This is a genomic window from Pseudomonas sp. NY15437, assembly GCF_048068435.1.
Taxonomy (GTDB): domain Bacteria; phylum Pseudomonadota; class Gammaproteobacteria; order Pseudomonadales; family Pseudomonadaceae; genus Pseudomonas; species Pseudomonas nitroreducens_B.
This window is the reverse complement of record NZ_JBLUQC010000025.1, coordinates 1-21,680: the sequence shown is the minus strand read 5'-3', so window position 1 is coordinate 21,680 and position 21,680 is coordinate 1. Positions and strand designations below refer to the sequence as shown.

At 67.6% G+C, this 21,680-nt stretch carries 17 protein-coding genes; 9 read left to right on the top strand and 8 right to left on the bottom strand.

Features of this window, described 5'->3' with window-relative positions:
* Positions 1–251 precede the first annotated feature (251 nt).
* A complete protein-coding gene (gene gbcB, locus ACNFIA_RS31100; RefSeq protein WP_259758152.1) occupies positions 252–1,352 on the top strand; it encodes a glycine-betaine demethylase subunit GbcB in 1,101 nt (366 codons plus the stop codon).
* A gap of 235 nt (positions 1,353–1,587) precedes the next feature.
* Here the strand turns inward: gbcB and fusA are convergent, their stop codons facing one another.
* A complete protein-coding gene (fusA, locus tag ACNFIA_RS31095; RefSeq protein WP_416790895.1) occupies positions 1,588–3,636 on the bottom strand; it encodes an elongation factor G in 2,049 nt (682 codons plus the stop codon).
* A gap of 470 nt (positions 3,637–4,106) precedes the next feature.
* Positions 4,107–4,283 carry a hypothetical protein gene (locus ACNFIA_RS31090; RefSeq protein ID WP_416790894.1) on the bottom strand — a complete coding sequence of 59 codons (177 nt, stop codon included), beginning with the start codon at positions 4,281–4,283 and terminating at the stop codon, positions 4,107–4,109.
* A 260-nt stretch (positions 4,284–4,543) separates the two neighbouring features.
* On the opposite strand from ACNFIA_RS31090, the gene ACNFIA_RS31085 reads away from it, so the two are divergent.
* The gene (locus ACNFIA_RS31085) at positions 4,544–4,861 is read left to right on the top strand and encodes a heavy metal-binding domain-containing protein (protein WP_017521552.1); all 318 of its coding nucleotides are present in this window, start codon (positions 4,544–4,546) and stop codon (positions 4,859–4,861) included.
* Between the two features lie 295 nt (positions 4,862–5,156).
* Here the strand turns inward: ACNFIA_RS31085 and ACNFIA_RS31080 are convergent, their stop codons facing one another.
* From ACNFIA_RS31080 to ACNFIA_RS31070, 3 genes are all read right to left on the bottom strand, one after another.
* Entirely contained in the window at positions 5,157–6,200 is a 1,044-nt protein-coding gene (locus ACNFIA_RS31080) for a low specificity L-threonine aldolase (RefSeq protein ID WP_259758154.1), read from the bottom strand.
* 106 nt (positions 6,201–6,306) lie between these two features.
* Positions 6,307–6,987 (bottom strand): hypothetical protein, encoded by a 681-nt coding sequence (locus ACNFIA_RS31075; RefSeq protein WP_259758155.1) that lies wholly within the window; start codon positions 6,985–6,987, stop codon positions 6,307–6,309.
* Positions 6,988–7,052: 65 nt separating this feature from the next.
* A complete protein-coding gene (locus ACNFIA_RS31070) occupies positions 7,053–7,580 on the bottom strand; it encodes a hypothetical protein (protein WP_416790892.1) in 528 nt (175 codons plus the stop codon).
* 239 nt (positions 7,581–7,819) lie between these two features.
* On the opposite strand from ACNFIA_RS31070, the gene glyA reads away from it, so the two are divergent.
* The 7 genes from glyA (at position 7,820) to fdhA (ending at position 17,429) form a co-directional block, all read left to right on the top strand.
* A complete protein-coding gene (gene glyA, locus ACNFIA_RS31065) occupies positions 7,820–9,073 on the top strand; it encodes a serine hydroxymethyltransferase (protein ID WP_416790891.1) in 1,254 nt (417 codons plus the stop codon).
* Between the two features lie 125 nt (positions 9,074–9,198).
* Positions 9,199–10,449, top strand: a complete 1,251-nt coding sequence (locus tag ACNFIA_RS31060) for a sarcosine oxidase subunit beta (protein WP_259758158.1) — start codon at positions 9,199–9,201, stop codon at positions 10,447–10,449.
* A 196-nt stretch (positions 10,450–10,645) separates the two neighbouring features.
* Positions 10,646–10,972: a sarcosine oxidase subunit delta gene (locus ACNFIA_RS31055; RefSeq protein WP_259758159.1), complete on the top strand. Its 327-nt coding sequence runs from the start codon at positions 10,646–10,648 to the stop codon at positions 10,970–10,972.
* Positions 10,972–13,992, top strand: coding sequence for a sarcosine oxidase subunit alpha (locus ACNFIA_RS31050; protein ID WP_259758160.1), 3,021 nt, complete (start codon positions 10,972–10,974; stop codon positions 13,990–13,992). The genes ACNFIA_RS31055 and ACNFIA_RS31050 overlap by 1 nt, the downstream gene beginning before the upstream one ends.
* A gap of 171 nt (positions 13,993–14,163) precedes the next feature.
* Complete coding sequence (locus ACNFIA_RS31045; RefSeq protein WP_416790890.1) at positions 14,164–14,799, top strand: sarcosine oxidase subunit gamma; 636 nt, start codon at positions 14,164–14,166, stop codon at positions 14,797–14,799.
* 95 nt (positions 14,800–14,894) lie between these two features.
* The gene (locus ACNFIA_RS31040; protein ID WP_416790889.1) at positions 14,895–15,752 is read left to right on the top strand and encodes a formyltetrahydrofolate deformylase; all 858 of its coding nucleotides are present in this window, start codon (positions 14,895–14,897) and stop codon (positions 15,750–15,752) included.
* Between the two features lie 477 nt (positions 15,753–16,229).
* A complete protein-coding gene (gene fdhA, locus ACNFIA_RS31035) occupies positions 16,230–17,429 on the top strand; it encodes a formaldehyde dehydrogenase, glutathione-independent (protein ID WP_259758163.1) in 1,200 nt (399 codons plus the stop codon).
* A gap of 428 nt (positions 17,430–17,857) precedes the next feature.
* Here the strand turns inward: fdhA and ACNFIA_RS31030 are convergent, their stop codons facing one another.
* The 3 genes from ACNFIA_RS31030 to ACNFIA_RS31020 form a co-directional block, all read right to left on the bottom strand.
* Positions 17,858–18,970, bottom strand: a complete 1,113-nt coding sequence (locus ACNFIA_RS31030; protein WP_416790888.1) for a class II histone deacetylase — start codon at positions 18,968–18,970, stop codon at positions 17,858–17,860.
* Positions 18,967–20,358 (bottom strand): purine-cytosine permease family protein, encoded by a 1,392-nt coding sequence (locus ACNFIA_RS31025; RefSeq protein WP_416790887.1) that lies wholly within the window; start codon positions 20,356–20,358, stop codon positions 18,967–18,969. Before ACNFIA_RS31025 ends, ACNFIA_RS31030 begins: the two co-directional genes overlap by 4 nt.
* Before the next feature lie 66 nt (positions 20,359–20,424).
* Positions 20,425–21,465: an ABC transporter substrate-binding protein gene (locus tag ACNFIA_RS31020; protein ID WP_416790913.1), complete on the bottom strand. Its 1,041-nt coding sequence runs from the start codon at positions 21,463–21,465 to the stop codon at positions 20,425–20,427.
* Positions 21,466–21,680: the final 215 nt, after the last annotated feature.

The following is a 21,680-nucleotide window of genomic DNA, read 5'->3' as shown; positions in this document are numbered from 1 at the left end:
GCTGAGTGTGGGGCCGCAGCACGGCAATACCCTTATCCATGGGCGACACGGCCACATCATTTCCCGACGCGCAACGGCGCGCGCCAGGCGGCAGGTCGCGATAAGCATGCAAATGTCGCTGGCAGGTAAATGCAGCGGCCATCCTCGTGCACACAATCGGTTCCATCAGGCATGCCGGAAGGCCCCGTCTCGCACGGGTCCCGGCGCTGCCCCATCAGGCCCAGCACGGCCCGCGTGCGCGGAGAGACAGCATGTCGAACAATTTCCTCAATCCGGTGAACACCCAGACCTGGGCCAACGGGCGCCACCTGGTGCGCTGCGTGAAGGCCATCCAGGAAACCTGGGATGTGCGCACCTTCTGCTTCATGGCCGACGCACCGATCATGTTCTTCTTCAAGCCGGGGCAGTTCGTCACCCTGGAGCTGGAGATCGACGGCCAGCCGATCATGCGCTCCTACACCATCTCCAGCTCGCCCTCGGTGCCCTACAGCTTCTCCATCACCATCAAGCGCGTGCCCGGTGGCAAGGTCTCGAACTGGCTGCACGACAACCTCAAGGAAGGCGACCAGATCCCGGTGCACGGGCCGGTGGGCAACTTCAACGCCATCGACTTCCCCGCCGAGAAGGTGCTGTTCCTCTCCGGGGGCGTGGGCATCACCCCGGTGATGTCCATGTCGCGCTGGTTCTTCGACACCAATGGCAACGTCGACATGGTGTTCGTGCACAGCGCGCGCACGCCCAAGGACATCATCTACCACCGCGAGCTGGACCACATGGCCTCGCGCATCGCCAACTTCAAGCTGCACCTGATCTGCGAGAAGTACGAGATGGGCGAGACCTGGGCCGGCTACCGGGGCTTCCTGAACAAGGCCATGCTGCAGCTGATGGCGCCGGACTTCCTCGAACGCGAAGTGTTCTGCTGCGGCCCGACGCCCTACATGCACGCCGTCCGCCGCCTGCTGGAGGCCGAGGGCTACGACATGTCGCGCTACCACGAGGAGGCCTTCGGCCCGACCCCGCCGGAAGTGCGCGCCGACGTGAAGGAGCTGGCCGCCGAAGCCGCCGAGGCGCCGGCCGTGCCCCTGGCGGAGCAGAACCTGGTGGAATTCTGCGACACCGGCAAGAGCATCCGTGTGGCGCCGGGCGAGACCGTCCACGCCGCCGCCGCCAAGCTCGGCCTGCACATTCCCAAGGCCTGCGGCATGGGCATCTGCGGCACCTGCAAGGTGATGAAGCGCTCCGGCGAGGTGGACATGGAGCACAACGGGGGGATCACCGACGAAGATGTCGCCGAAGGCTACATCCTGTCCTGCTGCAGCGTGCCCAAGGGCGACGTGGTGATCGAGTACTGATCACAGCCTGCCCCCACCTGCCCCACACGTTACCCACCAAGTTATCCACAGGCTGAGGGTGTCCCGGCGCGACGTCGGAGACACCTGCGGCCTCACCGCCTGGCCGCCTCGATCCCGTCTGCAACCCGCATGCCATCTGGCTTCCGGCCTTTCGCCCGGCCTCGCGTTCCGTCGCGCGTGAGCGCGCAGCCATGGGGCTTCGCGGCGCCCGGCTGCGACAACTATCCACATTCGTTCAGTCTTCTTCCGGGGCCGCTTTGTAGCCGCTGGACAGGCGTTGCTGCACGTCATGTGGGACGGCGCTGTAATGACTGGCAGAAAGGCTGTAGAGGCCCTGGCCGGCGGTGATGGATTTCAACCGGTTGGCATAGCCATCCAGCTCCGCCAGCGGTACCTGGCCCCGCACCAGGGCGACGCTGGCCGACAGCGATTCGGTGCCCAGCACCTGGCCGCGGCGCCCGGTGAGATCGGCGGTGATGTCGCCCAGGTGGGATTCCGGCGTCGTCACCTCGATCTGCATCACCGGCTCCAGCACGATGCCGCCGGCATTGCGCAGCGCATCGAGCATCGCCTTGCGCCCCGCGGCCTGGAAGGCGATGTCCTTGGAGTCCACGGAGTGGCTCTTGCCGTCGTACAGCGTGACCTTCACGTCCTCCACCGGGAACCCGGCCAGCGGCCCGGCCGCCAGGGCCGAGCGCACGCCCTTCTCCACGGAGGGGATGAAGTTGCCGGGAATCACCCCGCCCTTGATCGCATCGACGAAGGCAAAACCCGCGCCGCGAGGCAACGGCTCGACGCGCAGGAACACCTCGCCGAACTGCCCCGCCCCGCCGGTCTGCTTCTTGTGCCGGCTGTGGCCTTCGGCGCTGCGGGTTGCCGTTTCGCGGTAGGGCACGCTGGGCGCGCGGGTCTGCACCTCCAGCTTGTACTGCCCGGCCATGCGCTCCAGCAGGTAACGCAGGTGCAGCTCGCCCATGCCGCGCAGCACGGTCTCCTGGGTGGACGCGTTGTAGTCCAGGCGCACGCACGGGTCCTCGGCCTGCAGGCGCTGGAGGATTTCCGCCAGGCGCTGCTCGTCGCCGCGCCGGCTCGCCTCGATGGCCAGGCCCTGCATGGGCGTGGGGAAGTCCAGAGGCTTGAGGCGGATGTGGTCCTCGTCATGGGAGTCGTGCAGCACCACGCCGTATTCCAGTTCGTCGACCTTGCTCAGCGCGCCGAAGTCACCGGGTATCAGCCACGGCGCCTCCTCGTGCTTCTTGCCCTGCAAACGCAACAGATGGCCCACCTTTAACGGCTTGCGCCCGTCGCCGGCGAACAGCTGCATCTCCCGGCGGATCGTGCCCTGGTGCACGCGGAACACCGCCAGACGGCCGACGAAGGGGTCGATCACCACCTTGAACACATGGGCCAGCACGTGGGCGGCCGGGTCGGGACGGGACATCACCGGGTGTTCGACACCTTTCTCGTCGGTGCGCAGGAACAGCGGCGGGTTACCCTCGGCGGGGTTCGGCGCCAGGCGCGCCAGGATATCCGCCAGCTCCGCGACGCCGGCGCCGGTGCGCGCGGAAACGAAGCACAACGGGATCAGGTGGCCTTCGCGCAGCGCACGCTCGAAGGGTTCGTGCAGCGCCTCGGGCGTTACCTCGCCCTCCTCCAGGTACTGCGCCATCAGCGCCTCGTCCACCTCCACCACCTGGTCCACCAGGGCCTGGTGCGCCTCGGCCACGGAAGAGAAATCCGCCTCGCCCTCGGGATTGAAGAAACAGTCCACCACCCGGGCGCCACCGCCGGCAGGCAGGTTGATGGGCAACACCTCCTTGCCGAACGACTCGCGCAACTGCGCCAGCAGTGCCGGCAGGTCGATGCGCTCGGCGTCGATCTTGTTCACCACCAGCAGGCGGCACAGCCCGCGCTCGCCGGCCCAGCGCATCATGCGGCGGGTGCTCAGCTCGATGCCGTTCTGCGCATTCACCACCACCAGCGCGGTCTCCACCGCCGCCAGCGCCGGCAGCGCGTGGCCGATGAAGTCGGGATAACCGGGGGTGTCGATCAGGCGGACATGGGCGCCCTCGTGCTCGAAGTGCACCAGGGCCGCGGCCAGGGAGTGATGGTAGTCGCGCTCCATGGGGTCGGAGTCGCACAGGGTGTCGCCGCGCTCCAGCGAGCCCATGCTGGCAATGGCGCCGCTGTGCTGCAGCAGCGCTTCGGCAAGCAGGGTCTTGCCGCTGTCGCAGTGGCCGACCAGGGCCACGGTGCGGATCTGTTCCACCGAGTAACTGGACATGCTGAATCTCCCGCCCCCAGGGTGCTTGAAGTATAGGCAGCGCGACCTGCACCCCTGGACAAATATTGACCAGCCCGACGCACGCCAGGCCCCCTGCGGCGCGCAGCGATCCATCCACAACCCACCCACACCTTGCGGGCAGAACGCTGCACAGCCGATGTGGAAAACCCACCGCGAAATTCGCTACAGGCCAGTCGCGGCGGGACTTCCGGCATTTGGTCAAAAAATGTACTGAAGGATCGGAAGCACGCCCGGCGCGGCCTGCAGCGCTCTGGATACAGGTTGTCCACATCTTCTGCGAGGTTCGCCCCACAGGCATTGTGGAAAGTTTCCCGCAGCCCCTGCCGTTGGGGAAAAGTCGCTGTGGATCAGTCGCTTGCACGCCAGGCTGGTCATTCCTTGAGCAGCCCCCTGGACGCCCCGCCATCCGTGGCGCGGGCAGTGTTTTCCACAGGCGGCGCACAGGTGGGTCAACATAAACCGGGGATAGCGGTGGAAAGATCGTGCACAGAAAACCGGCCCGATTCCGTACACAGCCACGCAAGTGGTTGAAAATCCTGATTGATCAGAAAACGACCAGCTTCAGCGAAGCCGCGCGCCATGAGGCGTACAGGCGCCTCCCAACAGTTTTTCCACAGGTTGGACACGTGCGCCTCCACAGCGCCTGTGGAGATCTTCCGCACCCCCGCCGAAATGCCTGAAAGCCACGGGATACGGGCATTGCGCGAAAACACCCCGTGGCCGGAGGCGGTTCACGCAGCCGCCAGCGCGGCGTCATTTTCCACCAGGTTGTCCACAGCTTTATCACAAGGTTGCCCCCGGATTTCGCCAAATGCTGAAACACAGCCGCCGCGGACGTCGAGGGCGCGCAGGCTATGCTGGATTTCCCGGACAGAGGAGCCACGCCATGATTCTCACCACCACGCCCACCATCGAGGGCAAGACCATCCAGGAATACCGCGGCATCGTCGTGGGTGAGGCGATCCTCGGCGCCAATGTGTTCCGCGACCTGTTCGCCGGGCTGCGCGACATCATCGGCGGCCGCTCCGGCGCGTACGAGAAGGAGCTGGGCCGGGCGCGGGAGATCGCCTTCGAGGAACTGCAGGAACGTGCCCAGGAGCTGGGCGCCAACGCCGTGGTCGGCATCGACCTGGACTACGAGGTGGTGGGGCAGAACGGCAGCATGCTGATGGTCAGCGTGAGCGGGACGGCGGTGCGCATATAGTGTGTAGGAGCGGACCTTGTCCGCGAAATCCGCCGCGGCGGAAGGTATTCCTGCAGGGAGCTCTCAAGCGCTGCGCCCGCTTTGAGCGTGTTCACCCTTCAACTCAGGAGCGACAGCGGAGATTCGCGGACAAGGTCCGCTCCTACGAGGGCACACCCGTGCTTGCCGGTTCTGACAGCTATTGTTCAACGTTTGAGCAGACCGACGTAAGCCGCTCCACCCGTGGCCTGCAGCCATTCACCCACAGGTTGGCGACAGGTTGCGCGAGCAACCGTCCCCAGCGCCTGGGGACAACTCAGGCGCCCATGACCCGGCGAATATCGGCGGCCAGCGCCTCGACGCGGGCGATCTCGGTGTCCCACGAACACATGAAGCGTGCGCCGCCGGCACCGATGAAGGTGTAGAAGCGCCAGCCCAGTTGGCGCAGGGCCTCCAGCGCGGGTTCGGACATCTGCAGGAACACGCCGTTGGCCTCCACCGGGAACATCAGCTGCACGCCGGGGATGTCCGCGACCCGCTCGGCCAGCAGCTGTGCACAGCGATTGGCGTGGCTGGCGTAATGCAGCCAGGCGTCGTCCTGCAACACACCCACCCAGGGCGCTGCGAGGAAGCGCATCTTCGACGCCAGTTGGCCGGCCTGCTTGCAGCGGTAGTCGAAGCCTTCGGCCAGCTCGCGGTTGAAGAACAGGATGGCCTCGCCCACCGCCATGCCGTTCTTGGTGCCGCCGAAGCAGAGCACCTCGACGCCGGCCTTCCAGGTCAGCTCGGCCGGGGTGGCGCCGAGGAAGGCGCAGGCATTGGAGAAGCGCGCGCCGTCCATGTGCAGGTGCAGGCCCAGCTCGCGGCAGGTAGCGCTCAGCGCCTGCAGCTCGTCCGGGCGGTAGCAGGTGCCCACCTCGGTGGCCTGGGTGATGGTCACCACGCGGGGCTTGGGATAGTGGATGTCCTGGCGCTTGAGGGCGATCTCGCGGATCGCATCGGGCGTCAGCTTGCCCTGGGCGTCGGTGCGCGCCAGCAGCAGCTTGGAGCCGTTGGAGAAGAACTCCGGCGCGCCGCATTCGTCGGTCTCGACGTGGGCGGTCTCGGCGCAGATCACGCTGTGGTAGCTCTGGCACAGCGCGGCCAGGGCCAGGGAGTTGGCCGCGGTGCCGTTGAAGGCGAAGAAGACTTCGCAGTCGGTCTCGAACAGCTCGCGGAAGTAGTCGGACGCGCGGGCGGTCCACTGGTCGTCGCCGTAGGCGCGTTCGTGGCCGCGGTTGGCTTCGGCCATGGCTGCCCAGGCTTCGGGGCAGATGCCGGAATAGTTGTCGCTGGCGAACTGCTGGGTGTTGTCGGTCATGGTGCGGCCTCGAAAAACGTTGTACGTCAGGCAGCAGCGTAGCAACGGATAGTCGCTCGCCGCCGGAGGGCGCAGGCCTCCCGCTGACGGGAGGCCGCGGGATGGATCAGGGCAGCTTGGTCAGCGCCATCTGTTCGGAGATGGGCACGAACAGCTCGCGCAGGGATTGCGCGGTGCCGCCGTTGGGCTTGTCCGGGGAGGTCATGTTGAGCACGTAGCGGCCCTTGATCAGGCCGGTCAGGCTGGACTCGCCGGCCTTGTCGTCCGGACCCGGCACGCTGATGGCCAGCGGGTCGCCCATGCGCGTGCTGTCGATCACCGGCAGGTACTGCTCGCCACCGAACTGCGCGGCGGTGCCGTTCTGCAGCGCGGCCTGGCGGGCCTGGTTGAGCAGCGAGACGTTCTTGGCGGTGGTCTCGCGCAACTTGGCCTGGGCGGCCAGGTACTGCTTGGCGGCCTCGCCCTGCTGGTCGGCGCCCGGCGCCGGCAGGCCGGTGTCGGTCAGGGTCACGACCAGTTGCTGGCTGCCGTCGGCCTTGCCGTAGACGATGGTCGCGCTGTCGTAACCGCACTCGCGGGAGAGATAGGGATAGCCGTACACGGCCTTGGTCGGCGGCAGTGCGCGTTCCAGTTCGTGGCCGGTGCAGCTGTCGCCGGCCGGCGTGGCGGCGGCGCTGCTCGCGGCGGCGGCCGGCGCATCGGCCTTGGCGGGTTTGCTGTCGTCACCACAGCCCTGCAGGGTGGCGCTGAGCAGCAGGGCGGAAAGCAGAGTCAGGGAGCGGTTCATGGCGTCCTCGCGTTTCGTGAGAGGCGCAGTTTAGTCCCTTGGCCAGACGCTTCCTATCGGCAGCTTCATGGCGACAGTTTGCAGGCCCAGCGCCCTTGTCTGTCGTCGTAGACGGCCTCGACCACCGCCACCCCGCCGCCGCGGGCCTCCAGGCAGAAGGTTTTCATGAAGGTCGCCCGCGCACCGTCGCCCGCGCTGTCGCGGCCGCCGACCGTCACGCTGTACAGGCCAGGCTGCAAGGGCCGCGCCGGCGTCTTCTCGCTGAAGCCGGGGATCGCCTGGCCGTAGGCCAGGCAGGTGTCGCTGCGCAGCGACACGCCCCGGTTCGGCTCGTTGCTGACCGCCGACCAGAACGGCTCGTAGGGTTCGCGCGCCACGTCGATGAAATACACCGCCACCTGCCGTTCATCCACCTGCAGGGTGCGGTTGAAGAACAGGCCGGGCGACTTGAACGCCGCGCCGCCGAAGCACAGCGTCCGGCCCTGCACCCAGACGCGGGCGTCGCCATCGAACAGGCGCGACATGCCCCAGGCCGACGTCTGCGCCGTCAGCAGGGCCAGGCCCAGGCAACCCCATGCAAAGAAACGCTTCATCGCACCGCTCCTCCGGCCGCGCCGTCCTGGCGCGGGCATGTCGCATTCTGACCAGCCGTTACGCGCAATTCCACGCACCCGGTCGCTTTTACGCCCATCGCGGCATGTCGCAAACGCACCTACCCGCGGCGTGCGCAGGCATCTGGTCCGACGGGGCCAGTCATACCATCGCTTCCAAGGGGGCGAGTTCGCGTCCCGCACCAGCCATGGCGCTCCACCGCGCCGCAGGGAGACCAGCGATGTTCAGCAAGCAAGACCAGATCCAGGGCTATGACGACGAACTGCTCGCGGCGATGGATGCCGAGGAAGCGCGCCAGGAGGACCACCTCGAGCTGATCGCTTCGGAGAACTACACCAGCAAGCGCGTCATGCAGGCCCAGGGCAGCGGGCTGACCAACAAGTACGCCGAAGGCTATCCGGGCAAGCGTTACTATGGCGGCTGCGAGCATGTGGACAAGGTCGAGCAACTGGCCATCGATCGCGCCAAGCAGCTGTTCGGCGCCGACTACGCCAACGTCCAGCCGCACTCGGGCTCCTCGGCCAACGCCGCTGTCTACCTGGCCCTGCTCAACGCCGGCGACACCCTCCTGGGCATGAGCCTGGCCCACGGCGGCCACCTGACCCACGGCGCCAAGGTGTCGTCCTCGGGCAAGCTGTACAACGCCGTGCAGTACGGCCTGAACACCGACACCGGGCTGATCGACTACGACGAGGTCGAGCGCCTGGCCGTGGAGCACAAACCGAAGATGATCGTCGCCGGCTTCTCCGCCTACTCCAAGACCCTCGACTTCCCGCGCTTCCGCGCCATCGCCGACAAGGTCGGGGCGCTGCTGTTCGTCGACATGGCCCACGTAGCCGGCCTGGTTGCCGCCGGCCTGTACCCGAACCCGCTGCCCTACGCCGACGTGGTCACCACCACCACCCACAAGACCCTGCGCGGCCCGCGCGGCGGCCTGATCCTGGCGAAAGCCAACGAAGAGATCGAGAAGAAGCTCAACTCCGCGGTCTTCCCCGGCGCCCAGGGCGGCCCGCTGATGCACGTGATCGCCGCCAAGGCGGTGTGCTTCAAGGAAGCGCTGGAGCCCGGCTTCAAGGACTACCAGGCCCAGGTGATCAAGAACGCCCAGGCCATGGCGCAGGTGTTCATTGAGCGCGGCTATGACGTGGTCTCCGGCGGCACCGACAACCACCTGATGCTGATCAGCCTGGTGAAGCAGGGCCTGACCGGCAAGGAAGCGGACGCCGCCCTGGGCCGCGTCGGCATCACCGTGAACAAGAACGCCGTGCCGAACGACCCGCAGAGCCCGTTCGTCACCTCCGGCATCCGCATCGGCACCCCGGCGGTGACCACCCGCGGGCTGAAGGAAGCCCAGTGCCGCGAGCTGGCCGGCTGGATCAGCGACGTGCTGGACCACCTGGGCGACGCCGATGTGGAAGCCAAGGTGGCTACCCAGGTGGCGGGCCTGTGCGCGGACTTCCCGGTCTACCGCTAAGTCTTCCGGCCACGCTTTTGTAGGAGCGAGCTTGCTCGCGAACCAGCCCCGCCGCGAGGCCATTCGCGAGCAAGCTCGCTCCTACGAAGAGCGACACCGCGACAAGAGATATTCAGGAGCACCCCATGCAACGCTACTCCGGCTTCGGCCTGTTCAAGCACTCCCTGAGCCACCACGAGAACTGGCAGCGCATGTGGCGCACGCCCACGCCCAAGCCGGTGTATGACGTGGTCATCGTCGGCGGCGGCGGGCACGGCCTGGCCACTGCCTATTACCTGGCCAAGGAGCACGGCATCACCAACGTCGCGGTGATCGAGAAGGGCTGGCTGGGCGGCGGCAACACCGCGCGCAACACCACCATCGTGCGCTCCAACTACCTGTGGGACGAGTCGGCGCTGCTCTACGAACACGCCATGAAGCTGTGGGAAGGCCTGTCCCAGGACCTGAACTACAACGTCATGTTCTCCCAGCGCGGGGTCTACAACCTCTGCCACACCCTGCAGGACATGCGTGACGGCGAGCGCCGCGTGAGCGCCAACCGCCTGAACGGCGTGGACGGCGAACTGCTCAACGCGCAGCAGGTGGCCGAAGAGATTCCGTACCTGAACTGCACCAAGAGCGCCCGCTACCCGATCATGGGTTCCACCGTGCAGCGTCGTGGCGGCGTGGCCCGTCACGATGCCGTGGCCTGGGGCTTCGCCCGCGCGGCCGATGCCCTGGGCGTGGACCTGATCCAGCAGACCGAAGTGATCGGCTTCCGCAAGCAGGACGGCGCGGTGATCGGCGTCGAGACCAACCGCGGCTTCATCGGCGCCAAGCGCGTCGGCGTGGTCACCGCCGGCAACTCCGGGCACATGGCCAAGCTCGCCGGCTTCCGCCTGCCGCTGGAATCGCACCCGCTGCAGGCGCTGGTTTCCGAACCGCTCAAACCCATCATCGACAGCGTGATCATGTCCAACGCCGTGCACGGCTACATCAGCCAGTCGGACAAGGGCGACCTGGTCATCGGCGCCGGCATCGACGGCTACAACGGCTATGGCCAGCGCGGCTCCTACCCGGTGATCGAACACACCCTGCAGGCCATCGTCGAGATGTTCCCGGTGCTCTCGCGGGTGCGCATGAACCGCCAGTGGGGCGGCATCGTCGACACCACCCCGGACGCCTGCCCGATCATCGGCAAGACCCCGGTGAAGAACCTGTTCTTCAACTGCGGCTGGGGCACCGGCGGCTTCAAGGCAACGCCCGGCTCGGGCAACGTCTTCGCCGCCACCCTCGCCAAGGGCGAGCCGCATCCGCTGGCCGCGCCCTTCTCCATCGAACGCTTCCACACCGGCGCGCTGATCGACGAACACGGCGCTGCCGCCGTCGCGCATTAAAAGCCGCCCGAAGGGCGAAATCTGATGACCCTCTCCCTTCAGGGAGAGGGTGCCCGAAGGGCGGGAGAGGGTGTTGAAGGCGCGAGCCAACCCTCGACTGAAACGAAACAACGGGAGAGCGACCCTCTCCCCAACCCTCTCCCTGAAGGGAGAGGGGGCCGGTCAGCCGGCAAGATCAGTTTCCGGAGGCTACAAAATGCTGAATATCTTCTGCCCCCATTGCGGCGAGCTGCGTTCCGAAGAGGAATTCCACGCCAAGGGCCAGGCGCACATCCCGCGCCCGCTCGACCCGTCCGCCTGCACCGACGCCGAGTGGGGCGAGTACATGTTCTTCCGCGACAACCCGCGCGGCATCCACCACGAGCTGTGGGTGCACGCCGCCGGTTGCCGCCAGTACTTCAACGTCACCCGCCACACCGTGACCTACGAAATCCTGGAAACCTACAAGATCGGCGAAAAACCGAGCATCAGCGCCGATTCCGAGAAGAAACCCGCCGTCCAGCCCGCCGTGGAGAAGGCCTAATGAGCCAGATCAATCGCCTGTCCCGTGGCGGTCGCATCGACCGCACCAAGCCGCTCACCTTCAGCTTCAACGGCCAGAGCTACCAGGGCTTCGCCGGTGACACCCTGGCCGCCGCCCTGCTGGCCAATGGCGTCGACATCCTCGGCCGCAGCTTCAAGTACTCGCGCCCGCGCGGCATCGTCGCCGCCGGCGCCGAAGAGCCCAACGCCATCCTGCAGATCGGCTCGCGCGAATCCACCCAGGTGCCCAACGTGCGCGCCACCCAGCAGGCCCTGTACAACGGCCTGGTGGCCAGCGCCACCAACGGCTGGCCGAACGTGCAGAACGACCTCATGGGGATCTTCGGCAAGGTCGGCGGCAAGATGATGCCGCCCGGCTTCTACTACAAGACCTTCATGTATCCGCAGTCCATGTGGCTGACCTACGAGAAGTACATCCGCAAGGCCGCGGGCCTGGGCCGCGCGCCCACCGAAGTCGACCCGGACAGCTACGACTGGATGAACCACCACGCCGACGTGCTGATCGTCGGCGCCGGCCCCGCGGGCCTCGCCGCCGCCCTGGCCGCCTCGCGCAGCGGTGCGCGGGTGATCCTCGCCGACGAGCAGGAAGAGTTCGGCGGCAGCCTGCTCGACACCCGCGAGACCCTCGACGGCAAGCCGGCCGAGGAGTGGGTGGCCAAGGCCATCGCCGAGCTGCAAGGCAACCCGGACGTGATCCTGCTGCCGCGCTCCACGGTCAACGGCTACCACGACCACAACTTCCTCACCATCCACGAGCGCCGTACCGACCACCTGGGCGAAACCGCTCCGCTGGGCCAGGTGCGCATGCGCGTGCACCGCGTGCGCGCCAACCGCGTGGTGCTCGCCGCCGGTGCCCACGAGCGCCCGCTGGTGTACGCGAACAACGACGTGCCGGGCAACATGCTCGCCGGCGCCGTCTCCACCTACGTGCGCCGCTACGGCGTGGCGCCGGGCAAGAAGCTGGTGCTGTCCACCAACAACGACTACGCCTACCGCGTCGCCCTGGACTGGCAGGAAGCCGGTCTGCAGGTGGTCGCCATCGCCGACGCCCGCCCCAATCCGCGCGGCGAGTGGGTCGAGGAAGCGCGCAAGCGCGGTATGCGCGTCATCACCGGCAGCGCGGTGATCGAGGCACGCGGCAGCAAGCGCGTGAGCGGCGCGAAGATCGCCCCCATCGACACCTTCCGCCTGAAGGTGACCGCGCCCGGCGAGTGGCTGGACTGCGACCTCATCGCCAGCTCCGGCGGCTACAGCCCGGTGGTGCACCTGGCCTCCCACCTGGGCGGCAAGCCTGAATGGCGCGAGGACATCCTCGCCTTCGTACCGGGCCTGGCGTTCCAGAAGCGCATCTGCGCCGGCGCGGTGAACGGCGTGTTCCGTCTCGCCGATGCCCTGGCCGACGGCTACAAGGCCGGCACCCAGGCGGCGATCGACGGCGGCTTCAAGGCTGTCGAGGGCGAGCTGCCGGTGGTTGCCGAGCGCGCCGAGGACGCCACCCTGGCGCTGTTCCAGGTGCCCCACGAGAAGTCCACCGCCCGCGCGCCCAAGCAGTTCGTCGACACCCAGAACGACGTCACCGCCGCCGCCATCGAACTGGCCTGCCGCGAGGGCTTCGAGTCCATCGAGCACGTCAAGCGCTACACCGCGCTGGGCTTCGGCACCGACCAGGGCAAGCTGGGCAACATCAACGGCCTGGCCATCGCCGCCCGAGCGCAGGGCAAGAGCATCGCCGACACCGGCACCACCATGTTCCGCCCGAACTACACCCCGGTGACCTTCGGCGCCGTCGCCGGCCGTCACTGCGGCCACCTGTTCGAGCCGGTGCGCTTCACCGCCCTGCACGCCTGGCACGTGAAGAACGGCGCCGAGTTCGAGGACGTCGGCCAGTGGAAGCGCCCGTGGTACTTCCCCAAGCGCGGCGAAGACATGCACGCCGCGGTGGCCCGCGAGTGCCGCGCCGTGCGTGAGTCGGTCGGCCTGCTGGACGCCTCGACCCTGGGCAAGATCGACATCCAGGGCCCGGACGCCCGCGAGTTCCTCAACCGCGTCTACACCAACGCCTGGACCAAGCTGGACGTGGGCAAGGCCCGCTACGGCCTGATGTGCAAGGAAGACGGCATGGTCTTCGACGACGGCGTGACCGCGTGCCTGGCGGACAACCACTTCGTCATGACCACCACCACCGGCGGCGCCGCCCGCGTCATGGAGTGGCTGGAGCTGTACCACCAGACCGAATGGCCGGAGCTGAAGGTGTATTTCACCTCGGTCACCGACCACTGGGCCACCCTCACCCTGTCCGGCCCCAACAGCCGCAAGCTGCTGGCCGAGGTCACCGACATCGACCTGGACAAGGACGCCTTCCCCTTCATGACCTGGAAGGAAGGCAAGGTCGCCGGCGTGCCGGCGCGGGTGTTCCGCATCTCCTTCACCGGCGAGCTGTCGTACGAGGTGAACATCCAGGCCAACTACGCCATGGGTGTGCTGGAGGCCATCGTCGCCGCCGGCGCCAAGTACAACCTGACGCCGTACGGCACCGAGACCATGCACGTCCTGCGCGCCGAGAAGGGCTTCATCATCGTCGGCCAGGACACCGACGCCTCGGTCACCCCGGACGACCTGAACATGGGGTGGGCGGTGGGTCGCACCAAGCCGTTCTCCTGGATCGGCTGGCGCGGCATGAACCGCGCCGACTGCCAGCGCGAGGACCGCAAGCAGCTGGTCGGCCTGAAACCCACCAACCCGATGGATGTGCTGCCCGAGGGCGCGCAGCTGCTGTTCACCCCGCAGCACACGGTCCCGGCGACCATGGTCGGCCACGTCACCTCCAGCTACATGAGCAGCACCCTGGGCTACAGCTTTGCCCTGGCGGTGGTGAAGGGCGGCATCAAGCGCCTGGGCGAGAAGGTCTACGCCCCGCTGGCGGACGGCCGCGTGATCGAGGCGGAGATCTGCAGCTCGGTGTTCTACGACCCGAAAGGCGAGCGGCAGAACGTGGATTGATTCGGAGCTGCCGGCTGCCCTCACCCTAACCCTCTCCCAGGGGGAGAGGGGACAGGTCGGAGCCGTCGGCGAGCACGACACTCACAGCACACTCAGCTCGGCCCCCTCTCCCTCGGGAGAGGGCTGGGGTGAGGGGAAACAGGCGATAAGCGCCCCCAAGGTGAACAGAACATGAGCAAAGCCAATCTCTACCAGCAACGCCCCGCAGACGGCATCCAGGCCGAATCGCCCCTGCACCACGCCGAGCTGGACAAGCTCGCCGCGCGCAAGGTGGCCAACGCCGGCGTGACCCTGCGCGAGAAGAAATTCCTCGGCCACCTGACCCTGCGCGGCGACGCCCACGACCCGGCCTTCGCCGGCGGCGTGCACAAGGCGCTGGGCCTGGAGCTGCCGGTGGCCCTGGGCCTGGTGGCCAAGGGCGAGACCTCGCTGCAATGGCTCGGCCCGGACGAATGGCTGCTGATCGTCCCCGGCGGAGAGGAATTCGCCGTCGAGCAGCGCCTGCGCGAAGCGCTGGGCGAGGACCTGCACTATGCCGTGGTCAACGTCAGCGGCGGCCAGACCCTGCTGCAGCTCGAAGGCGCCAAGGTCCGCGAAGTCCTGATGAAGTCCACCGGCTACGACGTACACCCGAGCAACTTCCCGGTGGGCAAGGCGGTGGGCACCCACTTCGCCAAGTCCCAGCTGGTGATCCGCCATACCGGCGAGCACACCTGGGAGCTGGTGGTGCGCCGCAGCTTCTCCGACTACTTCTGGCTGTGGCTGCAGGATGCCTGCGCCGAGTACGGCCTGCAGGTCGCCGCGTAAGCGGTGCTTCCTCCCCTCTCCCGCTGGGAGAGGGCCGGGGTGAGGCAAGCCCCACCCCAACCTCTTGGACAAGAGGAAACCTCCGGAGCCAGACCATGAGCCGCACCCCCGATACCTGGATCCTCACCGCCGACAGCCCGAGCCTGCTGGGCACGGTGGACGTGGTGACGCGCTACCTGTTCGAGCAGCGCTGCTACGTCACCGAGCACCACTCCTTCGACGACCGCCTGGCGCAGCGTTTCTTCATCCGCATCGAATTCCGCGCCGGCGACGGCTTCGACGAGGCGGCCTTCCGCGCCGGCCTCGCCGACCGCGTCTCGCCCTTCCAGATGAACTTCGAGCTGACCCCGCCGGGCTACCGCAGCAAGGTGGTGATCATGGTCTCCAAGGCCGACCACTGCCTGAACGACCTGCTCTACCGCCAGCGCATCGGCCAGCTGCCGATGGACGTGGTGGCGGTGGTCTCCAACCACCCGGACCTGGAACCCCTGGCGCGCTGGCATGGCATCCCCTACCACCACTTCGCCCTGGACCCCAACGACAAGGGCGCGCAGGAGACGAAGGTCTGGCAGGTGATCGAGCAGACCGGCGCCGAGCTGGTGATCCTCGCCCGCTACATGCAGGTGCTGTCCCCCGAGCTGTGCCGCCGCCTGGACGGCTGGGCGATCAACATCCACCACTCGCTGCTGCCCGGCTTCAAGGGCGCCAAGCCCTACCACCAGGCCTACCAGAAGGGCGTGAAGCTGGTCGGCGCCACCGCCCACTACATCAACAACGACCTCGACGAGGGGCCGATCATCGCCCAGGGCGTCGAGCCGGTGGACCACTCCCACTACCCCGAGGACCTGATCGCCAAGGGCCGCGACGTGGAATGCCTGACCCTGGCCAAGGCCGTGGGCTACCACATCGAGAAGCGCGTGTTCCTGAATGCCAACCGGACGGTGGTGCTGTAAGAGCAGCCCCAGGCTGCAAGCCACAAGCTGCACGCGGAGCCGCCGACAAACGGGGCGCTCAGCCGAGACACCGAACAGCAAGTAGGGCGCATAACGCCACAGGCGTTATCCGCCATCACACACCGAACGGCGGATGGATGGAGCTCATCCGCCCTACGTTTCCATAGGGAATGGGCGCTCGCCGAAGGGCGCCCTCTCCCCAGCCCTCTCCCTGAAGGGAGAGGGAGCAAGAGCAGTGCGGAGTCGCCGGATGTCACGGTATTCCCTCCACACACGGATATCCCCTCTCCCGCTTGCGGGAGAGGGTTAGGGAGAGGGGCTTTTGAAAGCCCCCACTCCCAACCACCGAGCAACACCGACAGACCCGCCGGCTGCCAGCAGTACTTCCGGCCCTGTCGCGCAACACACGACATCCCAGTGCAAAACCGCGAGCCGCAAGGCCCGCCTTTGTACCCACAAACACAATGAGGAATGCGTATGTCTGGCAATCGTGGTGTGGTTTATCTCGGCCCGGGCAAGGTCGAAGTTCAGAACATCCCCTATCCGAAAATGCAGGACCCGCAGGGCAAGCAGATCGACCACGGTGTGATCCTGCGCGTGGTGTCCACCAACATCTGCGGCTCCGACCAGCACATGGTCCGCGGCCGCACCACCGCGCCGGAAGGCCTGGTGCTGGGCCACGAGATCACCGGCGAGGTGGTGGAGATCGGCCGTGGCGTGGAAACCATGAAGATCGGCGACCTGGTCTCGGTGCCGTTCAACGTCGCCTGCGGCCACTGCCGCACCTGCAAGGAGCAGCACACCGGCGTCTGCCTGACGGTCAACCCGGCGCGCGCCGGCGGCGCCTACGGCTATGTCGACATGGGCGGCTGGGTCGGCGGCCAGGCCGAGTACGTGATGGTCCCCTACGCCGACTTCAACCTGCTGAAGCTGCCCAACCGCGAACTGGCGATGGAGAAGATCCGCGACCTGACCTGCCTCTCCGACATCCTGCCCACCGGCTACCACGGCGCCGTCACCGCGGGCGTCGGCCCGGGCAGCACCGTCTACATCGCCGGCGCCGGTCCCGTCGGCCTCGCCGCTGCCGCCTCGGCCCGCCTGCTGGGCGCCGCCGTGGTGATCGTCGGTGACGTCAACCCGACCCGCCTGGCCCACGCCAAGGCCCAGGGCTTCGAGATCGCCGACCTGTCCAAGGACACCCCGCTGCACGAGCAGATCGCCGATCTGCTGGGCGAGCCGGAAGTGGACTGCGCGGTGGACGCGGTGGGCTTCGAGGCCCGTGGCCACGGCCACTCGGGGTCGCAGCACGAGGCGCCGGCCACCGTGCTGAACTCGCTGATGGGCGTGGTGCGGGTCGCCGGCAAGATCGGCATCCCGGGCCTGTACGTCACCGAGGACCCGGGCGCGGTGGACGCGGCCGCCAAGCAGGGCTCGCTGAGCATCCGCTTCGGCCTGGGCTGGGCCAAGTCGCACAGCTTCCACACCGGCCAGACCCCGGTGATGAAGTACAACCGCCAGCTGATGCAGGCCATCATGTGGGATCGCATCAAGATCGCCGACGTCGTCGGGGTGGAAGTCATCACCCTGGACGACGCGCCCAAGGGCTACGGCGAGTTCGATGCCGGCGTGCCGAAGAAATTCGTCATCGACCCGCACAACCTGTTCCGCGCCGCCTGACGGCGCACCCGCCCCCCGGCCGCGGCTCCACTTCCGCGGCCGTCTCTCCAGGGGAGCCGCAAGGCTCCCTTTTTTTCTGCCCCGCCAATTGGCACGGCCTACCCCCGTAGGAGCGGACCTTGTCCGCGAATTCCATCGCGGCGGAGTCTGTCTCTGCAGGGGGGCGCCAGGCGCTGCGCCCGTTCTGAAAATATTCATCCGGCAACGACTGAGCAATGGCGAAGATTCGCGGACAAGGTCCGCTCCTACGAGAGCCGAGCCCTCCGGGGACGACGCCCGAGGGTTCGCACCGAGATCAGTTCGTAGGATGGGTGGAGCGCAGCGATACCCATGCGGAGGGTCGAGGATTGATGGGTATCGCTTCGCTCCACGCCATCCTACAAATGCAATCAGCCCGTCGGGCGGAAACCGCCGTGACTTGGCGGGCTTCAGCCCAGCAGCTTCGCCGCCATCCGCGCCAGCGCCTGACGCTGGAAGGCGCGGAAGTCCGCGTCGGGCTGCTGGCCTTCGAGCATCGGCAGGAAGGGATCGACCACGTCGGTGCGCACGCCGGCCATTTCCTCGATCACCGCGTGGCCGCAGAACGGCACGTAGGCTTCGGCGTAACCGCCTTCGTGCACCACCACCAGCCGGCCATCGCACAGGCGCTCGGCAGCAGCGCGCACGGCGGCGGTCATGAAGCGGAAGGTCTCGCTGTGGGCGAGCATGCGCGCCAGCGGGTCCACGCCGTTGGCGTCGAAGCCGCTGGCGACCACGATCAGCTCGGGGCCAAAGCGCTCCAGCGCCGGCACGATGATGGTCTCCATGGCCACGCGGTAGGCGTCGTCGCCGCTGCCCGGATAGAGCGGCACGTTGAGGTTGTAGCCCTTGCCCGCGCCCTCGCCGATGTCGTCCACCGCACCGGTGCCGGTGGGGTAGCAGTCGGCCTGGTGGACCGACAGGGTCAGCACGTCGTCGCGGCCGTAGAAGATCGCCTCGGTGCCGTTGCCGTGGTGTACGTCCCAGTCCAGCACCGCGACGCGCCGGATGCCGTGGCGCGCCTTGGCCGTCTCCACCGCCACGGCGATGTTCGCCAGGTAGCAGAAGCCCATGCCGCGATCCGGCAGGCAATGGTGGCCCGGCGGCCGGGACAGCGCGTAGGCGTTGTCCAGCTCGCCGCGCAGCACCGCCTCCACGGCGGCGATGGTCAGGCCCGCGGACTGCCGGGCGATGTCGTAGGTGCCATGGCTGACCATGGTCTCCTCGCCCATGTCGCCGTGGCCCGCTTCGCTGTAGGCCTTGAAGCGCTCCAGGTAGCTGGCCGGGTGCACCCGCAGCAGGTCTTCCTCGCTGGCCAGCGGCGCGCTGGAGAGGTGCAGCCGGCTGCTCAGGCCGGAGACGTCCATCAGGCTTTTCAGCCGGCGCTTGCTCTCCGGCGACTCGGCGTGGCCGGCGCCCGCCGGCGGCTGCAGCCAGCCACCGACGGGCAGGATCAGCGCGTGCAGCCCGGTCGCGTGCCAGAAGCAGCGTTCGTCGAAGAAGAACCCGGTACGGCGGCTCATGCGCGGGCCGCCTTCAGGCTGCGCTGGCGGTTGCGGCTGAACAGCCAGTAGATCGGCGAGACCACGCCCAGGCCGACGACCCAGGAGATGTCCGCGCCGTTCATGGCCTGCGCGGCGGCGCCGGTGTAGAGCGCGGTGGACATAAACGGCACCTGCACCAGGATGCCGAGGATGTAGCAGTTCACCGCGGTCCAGTTGAAGGTGCCGTAGATGCCGCCGTCGCGGCGGAAGAACGACAGCACGTCGTACTCGCCGTGGGCCACCAGGTAGTAGTCGACCAGGTTGATCGCGCTCCAGGGCACCAGCACGTAGAGCAGCAGCAGGATGAAGTTGGTGTAGTTGGCCATGAAGTTGTCCTGGCCGAGCAGCGCGATGGCCAGCGAACCGCCGAACAGCACCAGGGCGATCACTGCGCGCCAGCCGGCCTTGGCCGACCACGCCGGGATCAGCGTCTGGCCCACGGTGATGGCCGACAGGGTGCCGCAGTACAGGTTCATCGAGTTGGTGGCGGCGATACCGATGGAGAACACCGCGACCATGATGGCGCTGAAGCCGCCGGTCATCTCGATCAGGCCGGCGATGACGTCGCCCTCGCCCACCGACAGGCCGACCAGCACACCCAGCAGCATCGGCAGGATGGAGCCCAGGCAGCAGCCCCAGTAACTCGACCAGAACGCCGTGCGCGCGCCGGTGCCCTGCGGCATGTAGCGCGAGTAGTCGGAGACGTAGGGCGCATAGGCCAGCTGCCAGAGCGCGGCGATCGACAGCGCGCCGAGGAAGCCGGGGATGTTGTTCTCGTTGCGCTGCAGCAGGTCCGCCGGCAGGCCGTGGACGAACACCAGCCAGACGAAGCTGACCAGCAGCACCGCGCCGGAGAGCCAGGACATGAGGCGGGTGTAACCGTGGATCAGGCGGTAGCCGAATACCGTGGCGATGACGCTGATGGCGCCCACCAACAGGATGCCGGTGTTGGTGCCGATCGCCGCGAAGCGCGCGTGCAGCGCCTGGCCGCCGAGCACCAGGTTGGAGGCGAAGAAGCCCAGGTACATGATCACCACCAGGGCGACCACCAGCAGGGAGCCGAAGGAGCCGAACTGGCCGCGGGTCTGCACCATCTGCGGTACGCCCAGTTGCGGGCCCTGGGCCGAGTGCAGGGCCATGAACACGCCACCCACCAGGTTGCCGAGCACCAGCGCCAGCACGGCGGCGAAGAACGGCAGCTTGAACACGGTGACCGCCAGGGCGCCGGTGACCACGGTCAGCAGCATGATGTTGCTGCCGAACCAGATGGTGAAGAGGTCGCGGGCGCGGCCGTGTCGTTCGTGCGCAGCGATGGGCTGGATGGTGCTCAGCTCCAGCGTCGCCGCCTGGTTTTGCGTCGTTGTCATTGTGTTTCTCACGCGTCGTTGGCAAGGCAGGCCCGGCGCGAACGCCGGGCGTGGATCAGAAGCGGATCAGCGGGCGGCCCAGGCGTTGAAGCGCTGCTCGAGCTCTTCGCCGTGGTCGACCCAGAAGGCCGCGTCCACCGAGCGGGCGCCGTCGAGGTTGGCCGGCGCGGTGGGCAGTGCGTCGCGCACGTCCGCCGGCAGCAGCTCCAGCGTGCCCTTGTGCACCGGGCCGTAGGGGATGTTCTCGGAGAAGGTCTTCTGGGTTTGCGGCTGGCTGGCGAAGGCGATGAACTTCTCGGCCAGCGCCTTGTTCGGCGTGCCCTTCACCACGGCCCAGTATTCCGGGTCGTACAGGCTGCCCGGCCAGACGATGCCCAGCTTCACGCCTTCCTTCTGCGCGGCGGCGATGCGGCCGTTGTAGGCGGCGCTCATCACCACGTCGCCGGCGGCCAGCCACTGCGGCGGCTGCGCGCCGGCTTCCCACCACTGGATGTTGGCCTTGAGCTGGTCGAGCTTGGCGAAGGCGCGGTCGACGCCCTCCTTCGTACCCAGCACCGTGTAGAGGTCGGCGGGCTTCACGCCGTCGGCCAGCAGGGCGATTTCCAGGGTGTACTTGGCGCCCTTGCGCAGCCCGCGCTTGCCCGGGTATTCGGCGGTGTTCCAGAAGTCGGCCCAGGACTGCGGGGCCTTGGCGACCTTGGCGCCGTTGTAGGCCATGACCATGGACCAGACATAGGTGGCCACGCCGCATTCGTTCAGGGTGCCGGGGACGAAGTTCTTCTCCTCGCCGATGGCCGCCGGGTCGATGCGCTCGAACAGGCCTTCCTCGCAGCCGCGCAGCAGCTCGGGGCTTTCCACCTCGACCACGTCCCAGGTGACCTTGCCGACGTCGACCATGGCCTTCACCTTGGCCATTTCGCCATTGTATTCGCCGGCGACGATCTTGCCGGCGCCGCTGGCCTCGAAGGGCTTGAAGTAGGCCTGCTCCTGGGCCGCCTTGGTGGCGCCGCCGAAGGAGATGACGGTGATGCTTTGGGACTGTGCATTCGCGCTGCCGACAGCGGCGGCCAGGGCACAGGTGATGGAGATGCGCGTGAGCAAGGACACTTTCATGGAACGACTCCCACAGCCGGATTGGCGTTGTTGTGTTGCTGGGCAGTACCCCCGGCCAGAAGCCGGGCAAAAGGGTTCCATCGCGCGGGCGTCTTCGCGCTCGCGGCGTTGTTGTGGAGCTTGAGCGGTGTAGGAGCGGGGCCCTCCCCCCGCCGCCCCATGGGGGGGGGGCCCGGGCCCCCCCCCCCCGGGCCACCGCGGCCACCGCC